Source organism: Streptomyces sp. NPDC048248, assembly GCF_043201875.1.
In the GTDB taxonomy this organism is placed as follows: Bacteria; Actinomycetota; Actinomycetes; order Streptomycetales; family Streptomycetaceae; genus Streptomyces.
Map to the genome: position 1 here is coordinate 189,545 of NZ_JBICZL010000004.1, position 11,741 is coordinate 201,285.

The window sequence follows — 11,741 nt, forward strand, 5'->3', positions numbered from 1 at the left end:
GTTCCGGTCCCCTTCGCCGGCATCCGCTGTCAGCCGGCTGCCCCTCCCCGATAGTGTGACCGGCATGGCTGACGCGGAAATTGGTGTCATCGGCGGCTCGGGGTTCTACTCCTTCCTCGACGACGTGACCGAGATCACGGTGGACACTCCCTACGGGAGCCCCAGCGACTCGCTGTTCCTGGGCGAGGTGGCGGGCCGCCAGGTCGCGTTCCTGCCACGGCACGGCCGCGGACACCACCTCCCGCCGCACCGCATCAACTACCGCGCCAATCTCTGGGCCCTGCGCTCGGTCGGCGTCCGGCAGGTACTCGGCCCGTGCGCCGTGGGCGGGCTGCGCCCCGAATTCGGCCCCGGCACGCTCCTCGTACCGGACCAGCTCGTCGACCGCACGAAGGCCCGTACGCAGACCTATTTCGACGGCGTCCCGCTGCCCGACGGCAGCGTCCCCAACGTCGTCCACCTGACCTTCGCCGACCCGTACTGCGCCGCCGGGCGCCGGGCCGCGGTGGCCGCCGCCCGGGGCCGCGACTGGGAGCCGGTCGACGGCGGCACCCTCGTCGTCATCGAGGGCCCCCGCTTCTCGACCCGCGCGGAGTCCCGTTGGCACGCGGCCCAGGGTTGGTCCGTGGTCGGCATGACGGGCCAACCCGAGGCCGTCCTGGCTCGTGAACTCGGCCTTTGCTACACCTCATTGACGCTGGTCACCGACCTGGACGCGGGCGCGGAGGCGGGCGACGGCGTCTCCCACGGCGAAGTGCTGGAGGTGTTCGGCCAGAACGTCGGCCGCCTGCGCGAGGTGCTCTTCGACGCGGTGGCCGCCCTGCCGGGCAACGCCGAGCGCGAGTGCCTGTGCGTGGGCGCCCACGACGGCTGGAACCTGGGCATCGAGCTGCCCTGAGGGCCGGCGCTTCCGGGGCCGGAGCTTTCGCTCACGGCCCCGGGGCTTTCTCATGCGATCCCGGGCGTTCTCATCGGGTCCCGGGCCTTGTTCATACGGCCCCGGTCATCGCTTGTAACCAGGGTCCTCCGCTGACGACCCCGGCTTCCTCCTACGACCCCGGCCGCTCTGAATGCCCCGGTCCGCGGGGAGGCCGCGGCCTCCGGGGAGGCTTCTGCCGCCCTCCGAGGAGCCCTGCCTCCCTCTGACGGGTGGCCGAGTTGTCCACAGCGACGTGGTTGTACACAGCCCTGCGCGGGCCGCGGCGGATTCCGGCACGGTGGTGATCACCGAGACCGAATCCCCCACCGCAGGCGGTGATCACCATGCTCCGTTCCTCCACCACCGACCCACACCTCTGTCCGCTCCCGCTCCCCGCGCCCCCGTCGTGTGAAGTGCCGCACTTCCCTCCGGTGCGGGCGGGCGGCGGTCGGCGCCGGTGGCGGCCGACAACCCGGCTGCGGGTGATGGCCGCGGGCCTGGCGATGGCGGCCGCAGCACTGGCCTGCGGGCTCGCGCAGGGTGTGGCAGACACGTCATCCGGGCCGCTCTGTCCGACTCCCGCGGCCGACGGAGGGCGGTAGCCGTGCGGCAAGATCGAGTGGCATCTGTCCGAATCGCACGGAAAACTGCTCCGGGTGGCTGGGCACCTGCCGCATGCCGCTGGGGGCAGCCCCGCACCGGTATCGCCGTCCGGGGCCGTGCGTTACCCGACTTCCGCCGGGTCCGCAGCGACGCGCCGGCCGATCGCCGGTTCGAGTGGCGCGATTGGACATCTCCGCCCTGCCCTGCCGTAAGTTGCGGTGCTGACCATTGGTGCACCGTCCGTAGTGAGCAAGGAAAGAGGCTGCAAGGTGAGCGAGAACCAGGGCGTCCTGCAGGGGTTCAAGGAATTTCTGATGCGCGGCAACGTCATCGAGCTCGCTGTCGCGGTCGTCGTCGGTGCGGCGTTCACGAACATCGTCAATGCCGTGGTCAAAGGCGTCATCAACCCGATCATCGGCGCGCTCGGTTCGCAGAACCTCGACAACTACAAGACGTGCCTCACCACCTGCCACATCGGCAAGAAGACCAGCGAGTACACCGACGGGATCTACATCCTGTGGGGCTCGGTGCTCAGCTCCGCCCTGACCTTCCTGATCACCGCCGCGGTCGTCTACTTCCTCATGATCCTTCCGATGACCAAGTGGAAGGCCCGCCAGGACGCCAAGAAGGCGATCGCTCCGGCGGACCCGACCGAGATCGAGCTGCTCACCGAGATCCGCGACGCGCTGGTCGCGCAGCGCGAGGGTTCCTCGGCTCCGCACTCCTCCACCTCGGCCACCGTCATCGCGCAGAAGCGGCAGTACTAGCGGGCACCGCGGACCGGCACACGCCGCCCCATCGCCTCGCTCAGAGGTGGTGGGGCGGCTTTTCGTCGAGGAAACGGGCCAGGTCGGCGGCGCTGTCGGAGCCGGCTGAGGGCCGCTCGCCCCAGCCGCGGTCGGTGTCGTCCGAGGACTGCCGGCTCAGCGGGTCGTCGAAGATCAGCGCCGCGGGCCGGGGGGCCGGACGCGCGGGGGGCGAGGCGGGCGCGGGAGGCGTCGCAGGCTCGGCGGTCTCCGCGGCGGGCTGCTCCGAGGCATCCTGCGCGGCGGCGCGCTGCTGGCTCTCGGGCGCCGGGGAGGACTCGGCCGATTCGGGTTCGGGGGTGGTGCTCACCTCTTCAGGGTACGGGCGCGCGGCCCGCGCAGGGGCCCGCCCGCAACCTGGACAGCCCGGATACGGCCGTACCACCGCCGTACCGACCCCGCCCCGCCCCCCTCCGACACATCTACCGGCAGGCCCTCACCTGCGCCTCGGGGTGCCCGCCATGGCCGCCGACGGTGACACCCGAGTCAGCGTGCCCGGCCCTTCTCCCCCGGTTCGCCCGCGGCTTCTGTCGCCTCCGTGCGGGCTGCGGCCGCGGTGCTTGCGGCGTGGCCGCCTCTGCTGGGCGGGCTGCCGCTGTCCATCGGTCCTTGTCATGGGTGGGGACGCGATGGGGCGGGCGGTATTGGTCGTGCGGATGCGTCGGCGGCCCCTGAAGAGCATGACCGCGCCTCAGCCGCCGGTTCCGGGGAGACGGCGAGGCGGGGAGATGGGCAGGGGCCGCCGGGGCATCGCGCGACGGGACGCTAGGGCAGGCCCGGGCCCGTGCAGTGGACGTCGGTCGGGGGCTGAGTGCCGTCGAGGAGGTAGTTGGCGACCGTGTCGTCGACGCAGGCGTTGCCGCGACTGGCGAAGACGCCGTGGGAGTAGTCGTCTTCCAGCGTGATCAGCCGCGCGCCGGGGAGGGTGCGGCGCAGGGCGTAGGCGCCTTCGAGGGGGGTGACCGGGTCGTGGGCCGAGGCTACGAGGAGGGCCGGCGGCGCGTGGGGGCTGCCGAGCGGGGTGCGGTGAGCGGGCCCGCGATGCCAGTAGGCACAGGCGGAGGCTTCGAGGCCGGTGAGGATCGGAAGGGGGTCGAGGCGACGTAGGCGCCGGATGTCGGCAAGCACGTCCGCGGGGGCAGGTCCGGGGCCGTCCGCGCACTTCACGACGCGGTTGGCTGCTTCGTAGGTACGGGACGCGGGCCCGGCGAAGTCCTCGGCGGGGCGTAGCCCGGTGACCGTGCCGTCGCGCAGGTAGCGGTGCAGGCCGTCACCGAGGGCGGCCCAGCGCTCGGTGCGACCGAGAGCTCGGTAGACGGCGCGGTCGAACGCGGCGGGGCCGAAGCCGTCGACGGGATGACGCGCGAGGCCGGCGCGTACGCGGGTGTAGGCGAGGCGGACGGCGCGAGGGGTGTTGCCGAGGCCGTAGCGGTCGGGGTCGCGTGCCAGCCAGCGGAAGAGGGTGGCGCGTTGGCGGAGCAGTGCGCGGGCCTGGCGGACGTCGAAGTCGTGCCAGGACCAGGGGCCGACGACGCTGTCGAGGACCATCCGGCCGACGCGGTGGGGGTGGGCCGCGGCGTAGGCGGCGCCGAGGTAGCTGCCGTAGCTGACGCCGAGGAAGCCGATGGTGGGTTCGCCCAGGGCGGCGCGTAGTGCGTCCATGTCGTGGGCGGTCTGTTCGGTGGACAGGTGCGGCAGCGCGGGGCCGACGGTGTGGGCGCAGTCGGCGGCCAGGCGCCGGAGCCTGTCGAGGTGGTCCTTTTCCTCGTGGCCGTCGCGGGGGAGAGGGTCGGCGCCGGGGGCGTCGAAGAGGCCGCCCATGGGGCCGCAGTCGGCGGGGGTGCTGAGGCCGGTGCCGCGGGGGTCGAAGCCGATGACGTCGTAGGCGCGCTGTACGGACTGCGGGAGTTTGGCGCGTTTGGTGACGGCGTACGGGAGGCCGGAGCCGCCGGGTCCGCCCGGGTTGACCAGGAGGACGCCGCGGCGTTCCGCAGGGGTGCCGGTGGCGCGGACCCGCGAGACGGCGATGTGTATCTGCGGGCCGTGCGGGTCGTGGTGGTCGAGCGGTACGGCGAGCCGGCCACAGGTGACCCGGGCGGGTGGGGCGGGCTCCGGTACGGAGCTGGGGCACGGCCCGAAGGCGAGGGGCGGGGGCGGGGCGGGGGCGGGGCGGGGGGCGGCAGGGAGGGGCGAGACCGCGGTGAGGGTGACGGTAACGGCCAGGGAGAGCACGGCGGTTGTGGGGGCCGCGTGGCGGCGTCGGGATATCGGGCGCGGCGAGGGTCGGAGGCGTGGGCGAAGTCGCGGCGGGAGGAGTGGGGAGGGCATACGGCGCTCCATCGGGGAAGGGGCGGGATCAGACATGACAATGAAAATGATTATCGATATCGTGTGGGCTCGGTCAACCGGATCCACGGCCCGGGGCTCGCCCTGCCTGCCCGGATCCCTCAGCGCGGACGGAGAGTCATGGGGCATCTGTTGATGGTCGAGAGCTGGGTCGGGGCGATGGGCCGGCTGCTGCCACGTGCGATCACCGAGGCCGGGCACACCTTCACCTTCCTGACCCGTGACCTCCAGCACTACCTGCGCTCCGCGCCCGAGGGGGTGGAGCACCCGCTGCTCGGCGCCCGTCACGTCCTCACCGCCGACACCAACGACCTGCCCGCACTGCTGCCTCATGTCGCCGACCTGCACGCCGCGTTGGGCTTCGACGGGGTGCTGAGTTCGTGCGACTACTACCTGCCCGCGGTGGCCGGGATCGCCGAGCACCTCGGCCTGCCGGGTCCGAGCGCGCGTGCGGTGACCACCGCCTGCCGCAAGGACCGCACCCGCCGCGCCCTGGAGGCTGCCGGCCTGCCCGGTCCCCGCTTCGCGGTCTGCGACGGCTTCGCGGCAGCGGCGGTCGCGGCGCAGGAGGTCGGCTATCCGCTGGTGTTCAAGCCGGTGGACCTGTGCGCCGGGATGTTCGTACGCCGGGTCGACGACGAGGCCCAGCTGGCCGAGGCGCACCGCGCCCTGGACGCCTTCCCGGTCAATGCCCGTGGCCAGCTGCGCTCCCCCGCCGTGCTGCTGGAGGAGCTGCTCGACGGGCCCGAAGTCAGCGTCGAGACGGTGTCGTACGGAGGTGTGACGCGAGCGGTCGGCGTGACCGACAAGAGTGTGGGCGGTGCGCCCGCCTTCATCGAGACGGGCCATATGTTCCCCGCCGGGCTGGACTCCGAGGGGACGGCGGCCGCGGTGGAGACGGCGGTCGCGGCGGTCTCGGGGCTGGGCCTGGACCAGGTCGTCGCCCATACGGAGATCAAGCTGACCGCGGCCGGCCCCCGGGTCGTGGAGGTCAACCCGCGTCCGGCGGGCAATCGGATCACCGAACTCGTCCGGCATGTCACCGGCATCGACCTCGCCGGCGCGTGCGTGGACCTCGCCCTGGGGCGCGAACCGGACCTGTCCACCCGCTCGACGGGCGTACGCAGCGCGGCGATCGGCTTCCTGCTGCCCCGCGAGGACGGCGTCCTGGAGGGCTATGACGTGGGGCGGGGAGGTCCGGACGGGCTCGGTGAGTCGCGTGAGGAGGAGAGTGTCGCCGTGCCGGGTGATGTGTCTGACGGCAAGGGCAAGGGTGTCGCCGTGCCCGGCGAGGTCCGTGAGGTCGGGCAGGGCGACGCGCCTGACGCGGCTCCCTGGAGCGCGCGCGAAGGCACGGCCGTTGGTGCAGCCCCGGCCACGCCGACTGAGGGCGCCGCCTCTGGAGTGCGCTCCGGCGTCGCGGGCCTGGAGGCCCTGCCCGGGGTGCTGGAGGTGCGGCTTGCCGAGCCCGGCGTGCGGGTGCGGGCGGCCGGGGACAACAACGGCTACTTGGGCCACATCATGGCTGCCGACACCGAAGGCGGCGGGGCACGCCACCGTGTCGCCGAGTTGCTGGCCACGGTGCGGCCGCGGGTGGCGGCCCGATGAGCGTGCGTGCGGACGGTCCTGGAGCGGCCCTGGAGATGCATGAGGGCAGCTGTGCGTCCACGGAGTGGGGCGCATCTGCGGACACTCCCCGGCGGCCGGGTGCACCTCACGGCGTGTTGACCGGATGGGACAGCCTCGAAGCTCTGCAAGAGGCCGTGTCGGCAGGCCGTTTGGGGCCGGACCCGAAGGGGGTGCGGGTCTCCACAGCCTTCGCCACCAGTCAAGCCGTACGCCACGAGGGGCGGGGCAGCGGATACCGCAACGAGGTGCTCAGTCTGCGGCTCGGCGCCGCCGTCGGGTCCTGTGCGGCGGAGCCGGGTGCGTTGCCCGCCACGGCCGTGGAGGACGCGGTCGGCGCCGATGTGGCGTCGCTGCTGTCGCATCCGCTCCGGGTGGTGCGGACCGCGGCCCTGGACGCGTATCTGATGCACATCGCGCCGCACACACCGGAGAACGGCGCCCGGCCCGTCGCCTTGCCCGCAGGGTCGTCGCTCTCGAAGTCCCGGGCCAGGGCACGGGCCGTGGTGGAGCTGCTGGATTCCGGGGCGCTGCCTCCCGGGGGCCGCGTACTGGTCGTCGGCGTCGTCAACTCGCTTCTTGAGGCGCTGCGTTCGAAGGGCCTGCGGTATCTGCCGTGTGATCTCAAGGGCGGCAGGACGGAGTGGGGCGAGCCGGTGGTGACCGACGCGCTCGACGCGGCCGGCGGCTGTGACGCGGTGCTGGCCTCCGGTATGACGCTCGGCAACGGGACGTTCGAACCGCTGCGTGCCAGGACCGCCGCGCACGGTCTGCCGCTGGTCCTGTTCGCGCAGACCGGCAGCGCCGTGCTGCCCCGGTTCGTGGGTGCGGGCGTGCATGCCGTGTGCGCCGAGCCCTATCCGTTCTTCTGGCTCGACGGCGGTCCCGGAGTCATCCATCGCTATGGGGGAATGCCATGACCACGTCCGCACCCGACGCCACTTTGGAGTCCGTCCTGTGTACGGGGGCGCCGCACCCCTGCGGCGCTGCCGGGCTCGGTGACCCCGGGCTGCTGGGGCTGCTCGGCCGTACGCCACTGGCCAGGATCAGTGGGGATCTGCCGTCCCCGCAGCCGGGGTTCTGGGCGAAGCTCGAAGGGCACGGTGTCGGCGGGATGAAGGCCCGCGCCGCGGTGTCCATGCTGCGGGGTGCCCGCGACCGCGGTGAGCTGCGGCCCGGTGCGCCGGTGGTGGAGTCCACGTCCGGCACCCTGGGCATCGGTCTGGCCTTCGCCGGGCAGGCCCTGGGCCATCCCGTGGTGCTGGTCGGTGACACCGAGCTGGAGCCGTCGATGCGGCGGCTGCTGCGGGCGTACGGGGCGCGTCTGGAACTCGTCGACCGGCCTGCCGAGCCCGGTGGCTGGCAGGCCGCCCGGCTGGGCCGGCTGCGTGCTCTGCTCGCCGAGCTGCCCGGCGCGTACTGGCCCGACCAGTACAACAACCCCGACAACACCGCAGGTTACGGCTCCCTCGCCGCGGAGCTGGTCGCCGAGCTGCCGCATCTGGACGTGCTGGTGTGCAGCGTGGGCACCGGCGGACACAGTGCGGGGCTGGTCGCTCCGTTGCGCCGCCGCTGGCCGTCGCTGCGGCTGATCGGCGTGGACGCCACGGGTTCCACGATCTTCGGCCAGCCCGCCAGACCCCGGCTGATGCGAGGTCTTGGCAGCAGCATCCATCCGCGCAATGTGGCCTACGAGGCGTTCGACGAGGTGCACTGGGTCGGTCCCGCGGAATCCGCGGACGCCTGCCGGCGGCTCGCCCGTACGTGCTTCGTCAGCGGCGGCTGGAGTACCGGCGCCGCCGCCCTGGTGGCCGCATGGGCCGCGCGGATGCAGCCGGGGGCGGTCGTCGCCACTGTCTTCCCGGACGGGCCGCACCGCTACCTGTCCACCGTCTACGACGAGGACTTCACCTCGGCACACGGCGTGGACTGTACGACGGCACACCGGCGCCCCGTCGAGATCGCCCACCCGGCCGCGGCGGAGGCCACCGGCTGGACGCGGTGCACGACGGTGGTCGACCCGTGCGAGGCCCGCCGGGACGGGGGCGAGTCCCCGGCCCCGGAAGCGACCCGAGCCGCCACCGGGTCGATCCACCCCGCATCCGTGCCCGCGCCGGCCGCCCCGGGTCGGCCGCATCCCCCGCAGGAGGCCCCCGCATGAAGACCACCGTGCGCGTCACGCGCCTCGAACTCGCCGAGCCGCTGCGCATCTCGCGCGGCACGATGGCGGCCCGCGACGCCGTCTGGCTCACCGTCGAGCGGGGCGGGCTGCGTGGCCACGGAGAGGTGGTGGCCAGCGCCTACTACGGGCTCGACGCCCAGGCCCTGGTGCGGCTGCTGCGCGACGCGGCCGCCGGCATCGAGCGTTGCGGCGACCCGGAGACCGCGCTGGGCGCCGTACGCGGCGGTGAGCTGCCGGGCCCCGATACGTCGCCAGCGGTGATCGCCGCGGTGGAGTCCGCGCTGCTCGATCTCGTCGGCAAGCGCGCCGGCGCTCCCGTCCACCAGCTCCTGGGGTCGCTGACCCCGCCGGTCGCCGCGACCGCCCGCACCATCGGGATCACCACCACGGAGCGGGCCGCGGCACTGGCCGCCTGCCTTGCATCGAGCGGCTTCACCCTCCTCAAGGTCAAGGCGGGGTCCGCCGATCCCGAGGAGGACCTGGCACGCGTCCGCACCATCCGTGAACACGCCCCGTGTGCACGCCTGTTGCTCGATCCGAACGGCGCCTGGAGCGTTCCGCAGGCGGCGGAACTGCTGCCGCGCTACGCCGCGCTCGGCGTCGAGGCGGTCGAGCAGCCGATCGCACCTGGCGATCCTGAGGCGCTGGCCCGGCTCGCGGCCCGCTCGCCGCTGCCGCTCATCGCCGACGAGGACGCCGTCTGCTACGAGGACGCACGGCGGCTGGCCGGCCGCGTCCAGGGCGTCAACGTCAAGCTCGCCAAGTGCGGCGGGGTCCATGCGGCGCTGCGCATCGCGGAGTTGCTGGCAGGCAGCGGTACGGATCTGATGCTGGGCTGTCTGACCGCGAGCACACTCGGCATCGCGCCCGCGGTCCATCTCGCCGACCGGGCCCGCTGGGTCGACCTGGACGGCCATCTGCTGCTCGCCCGCGACCCGTGGACCGGTATCGGGGGCGGTGACGGCACCGTGGGTGCCGGCGAAGGGGTCGGCCTCGGCATCAGGCCCCGCGCGCCGGGGCGCTCCGCGGTGGCCGGCCCGGAAGGAGGGCGGCGTCGTGCGGACCTGGCATGAGATACGCGAGTTCCCGCTCGCGATACGTCTGCTGCTGGTCAACCAGCTGGGTGTGAACACCGGCTTCTATCTGCTGATCCCCTATCTCGCCACTCATCTGGGCGAGGACCTGGGGATGTCGGCGGCGGTCGTCGGGATCGTGCTGGGCGTCCGCAATCTGAGCCAGCAGGGGATGTTCCTCGTGGGCGGGTCGGCCGCCGACCGGCTGGGCGCACGCGGCGTGATCATCGCCGGGTGCGGGCTGCGGGCCGTGGGCTTCGCCCTGTTCGCGCTCGGCGACGGTCTTTTGGTGCTGCTCGCCGCTTCCGTGCTCAGCGGGCTCGCCGGGGCCCTGTTCAACCCGGCGGTCCGCGCCTACCTGGCCCAGGAGGCGGGTGGCCGCACCGCGGAGGCGTTCGCGCTGTTCAATGTCTTCGCGACGACGGGTGCGCTGATCGGGCCGCTGCTGGGCAGCGCACTGCTGCTCGTCGACTTCCGGGCCTCGGCGCTCACCGCTGCGGCGATCTTCGCGCTGCTGACCGTCGCGCAGGCGCTCGTACTGCCGGCCCGCGAGGTGCCGCCGGCGACGTCCGGGGTGCTCGGGGACTGGCGCGAGGTGGTGGGCAACCGCGCGTTCGTGGCGTTCGCGCTGGGCATGGTCGGCATGTTCACCCTGGAGAACCAGCTGTATCTGCTGCTGCCCCAAGGGGCGCGGCAGGCGACCGGCTGGGCGGGAGCGGCCGCGCTGGTCTTCCTGACCGGGACGCTCGCCAGTCTGACGCTGCAAATGCGCCTGACACGGGCATTGCGACAGCGCGGCAGCAGGGGCCGGTGGATCACCCTCGGGCTGGTGCTGATGGCGCTGGCGTTCGTGCCCCCGATGACGGTGGCGGGCGCGGGCCGCCCGGAAGGCGCCGCGCAGGCGGTGCTCGGTCTGCTGCCGGTGCTGGCGGGTGCGTTGCTGCTCTCGCTCGGCGTGATGATCGCCCAGCCGTTCGTCATGGAGCTGATACCGGGCTTCGGGCGATCGACGCTGACGGGGACCTTCTTCGGCGTCTTCTACGTCGTTTCGGGGGTGGCAGCGGCGGGTGGGAACGCCCTGGTCGGCTGGGCGATGGACGCCGGAGCTGAGCGCGCGGCGCCGTGGCTGCCGTGGGCCTGCTGCCTGCTCTTCGGCCTGGCGTCGGCAGCCGGTGTCGACCGGCTGCGGCGGCGGCAGGCGCTGCCGGAGCCCGGGTCCGAATCGGCGCCGGGAGCCCGTACCGCGACGTCACCGCAGCCGTCACCCGCATCGCCACCGCCATGTGAGAAAAGGAGCGTGCAGTAGATGACGCACGGCGAGACAACTCCGCATGACAACGCATCTGTTGGTGTTCACTCCGGCGCCTTCTCCGGCAGCGACCCCGGTCAGAACCTGCTCACCGACCACCCCGAGCTGTACGAGGCCCGGTTCCCCGATCCGGAGGGGCTGGCCGCCCGCTGGGTGGAGGCCACGCTGCGCCGCCACGGAGCCGGGAGACGGGTGCTCGACCTCGGGTGCGGGACCGGCCGGGACGCTGCGCGGCTCCAGGCGGCGGGCCGGCAGGTGGTCGGCGCCGACCTCTCGGAGGCGATGCTCGCGCACGCCCGCAGCCATCATCCCGGGCCCGCCTATACCCGCGCCGACCTGCGTCGCTTCGACCTCGGTGCACGCGCCTTCGACGCCGTCGTCTGCCTGGACAGCGCGCTGCTGTACTGCCACACCAACGACGAGCTCGACGGCCTGCTGGATTCCTGCCGACGGGCTCTGGAGCCGGGCGGCCTGCTGGTCGCCGAGCTGCGCAACGGCGCGTACTTCCTGGGCCGTACGGACCTGCTGGACGCGCCGACGGAGCACACGTTCACCTGGCGCGGCACGGCCTACCGGGCACGGACCACCCTGCGCGTGGACCGCACGGCGCAGCTGCTGCGCCGCAGCCGGATCTGGTCCACCGACGACGGCTCGCAGCCCGTGGAGCAGCGCTCCGCCTGGCGGCTGCTGTTCCCGCTGGAGTTGCGGCGCTTTCTGACCGCGCACGGCTTCACGGTGCTCTCGCTCCACGACGGTCCGGGGCCGCGCACCGCACCCCGCTGGCAGGAGAGCGACGTGCCCGGCGACCGGACCGACGCGGACCGTCTGCATGTCGTCGCGCGGCTGACGACCGCGCCCTGACGACCTCCCACGTCCG

General features: G+C 73.2%; 10 protein-coding genes. 8 read left to right on the forward strand and 2 right to left on the reverse strand.

Translation table 11 applies throughout. The features are described 5' to 3' along the window. The first annotated feature begins 64 nt into the window (after positions 1 to 64). Complete coding sequence (locus tag ACGFZW_RS09715) at positions 65 to 898, forward strand: S-methyl-5'-thioadenosine phosphorylase (RefSeq protein ID WP_393892525.1); 834 nt, start codon at positions 65 to 67, stop codon at positions 896 to 898. Positions 899 to 1,791: 893 nt separating this feature from the next. Further along, entirely contained in the window at positions 1,792 to 2,289 is a 498-nt protein-coding gene (gene mscL, locus ACGFZW_RS09720; RefSeq protein WP_393892526.1) for a large conductance mechanosensitive channel protein MscL, read from the forward strand. Positions 2,290 to 2,329: 40 nt separating this feature from the next. Here the strand turns inward: mscL and ACGFZW_RS09725 are convergent, their stop codons facing one another. Together ACGFZW_RS09725 and ACGFZW_RS09730 are read right to left on the reverse strand one after the other, a co-directional pair. After that, positions 2,330 to 2,638 carry a hypothetical protein gene (locus tag ACGFZW_RS09725; RefSeq protein ID WP_393892527.1) on the reverse strand — a complete coding sequence of 103 codons (309 nt, stop codon included), beginning with the start codon at positions 2,636 to 2,638 and terminating at the stop codon, positions 2,330 to 2,332. Between the two features lie 455 nt (positions 2,639 to 3,093). Next, on the reverse strand, positions 3,094 to 4,560 hold the full coding sequence (locus ACGFZW_RS09730; protein WP_393892528.1) for an alpha/beta fold hydrolase: 1,467 nt from the start codon (positions 4,558 to 4,560) through the stop codon (positions 3,094 to 3,096). A 234-nt stretch (positions 4,561 to 4,794) separates the two neighbouring features. Here ACGFZW_RS09730 and ACGFZW_RS09735 point away from each other — a divergent pair, with 234 nt between their 5' ends. The 6 genes from ACGFZW_RS09735 to ACGFZW_RS09760 are packed head-to-tail and all read left to right on the forward strand — an operon-like array spanning position 4,795 to position 11,725. Beyond that, complete coding sequence (locus tag ACGFZW_RS09735; protein WP_393892529.1) at positions 4,795 to 6,282, forward strand: ATP-grasp domain-containing protein; 1,488 nt, start codon at positions 4,795 to 4,797, stop codon at positions 6,280 to 6,282. Then, positions 6,279 to 7,220, forward strand: a complete 942-nt coding sequence (locus ACGFZW_RS09740; RefSeq protein WP_393892530.1) for a hypothetical protein — start codon at positions 6,279 to 6,281, stop codon at positions 7,218 to 7,220. The genes ACGFZW_RS09735 and ACGFZW_RS09740 overlap by 4 nt, the downstream gene beginning before the upstream one ends. Continuing rightward, complete coding sequence (locus ACGFZW_RS09745) at positions 7,217 to 8,461, forward strand: PLP-dependent cysteine synthase family protein (RefSeq protein ID WP_393892531.1); 1,245 nt, start codon at positions 7,217 to 7,219, stop codon at positions 8,459 to 8,461. Before ACGFZW_RS09740 ends, ACGFZW_RS09745 begins: the two co-directional genes overlap by 4 nt. Next, positions 8,458 to 9,555: a dipeptide epimerase gene (locus tag ACGFZW_RS09750; RefSeq protein ID WP_393892532.1), complete on the forward strand. Its 1,098-nt coding sequence runs from the start codon at positions 8,458 to 8,460 to the stop codon at positions 9,553 to 9,555. The genes ACGFZW_RS09745 and ACGFZW_RS09750 overlap by 4 nt, the downstream gene beginning before the upstream one ends. Further along, positions 9,539 to 10,861 (forward strand): MFS transporter, encoded by a 1,323-nt coding sequence (locus ACGFZW_RS09755; protein WP_393892533.1) that lies wholly within the window; start codon positions 9,539 to 9,541, stop codon positions 10,859 to 10,861. Before ACGFZW_RS09750 ends, ACGFZW_RS09755 begins: the two co-directional genes overlap by 17 nt. Next, complete coding sequence (locus ACGFZW_RS09760; RefSeq protein ID WP_393892534.1) at positions 10,862 to 11,725, forward strand: class I SAM-dependent DNA methyltransferase; 864 nt, start codon at positions 10,862 to 10,864, stop codon at positions 11,723 to 11,725. Positions 11,726 to 11,741: the final 16 nt, after the last annotated feature.

What these genes read in the sequence shown, in the direction of transcription:
- ACGFZW_RS09750 (WP_393892532.1), top strand. Translation starts at nt 8,458, where the DNA reads ATGAAGACCACCGTGCGCGTCACGCGCCTCGAACTCGCCGAGCCGCTG.
- ACGFZW_RS09760 (WP_393892534.1), top strand. Translation starts at nt 10,862, where the DNA reads ATGACGCACGGCGAGACAACTCCGCATGACAACGCATCTGTTGGTGTT.
- ACGFZW_RS09715 (WP_393892525.1), top strand. Translation starts at nt 65, where the DNA reads ATGGCTGACGCGGAAATTGGTGTCATCGGCGGCTCGGGGTTCTACTCC.
- ACGFZW_RS09740 (WP_393892530.1), top strand. Translation starts at nt 6,279, where the DNA reads ATGAGCGTGCGTGCGGACGGTCCTGGAGCGGCCCTGGAGATGCATGAG.
- ACGFZW_RS09735 (WP_393892529.1), top strand. Translation starts at nt 4,795, where the DNA reads ATGGGGCATCTGTTGATGGTCGAGAGCTGGGTCGGGGCGATGGGCCGG.
- ACGFZW_RS09745 (WP_393892531.1), top strand. Translation starts at nt 7,217, where the DNA reads ATGACCACGTCCGCACCCGACGCCACTTTGGAGTCCGTCCTGTGTACG.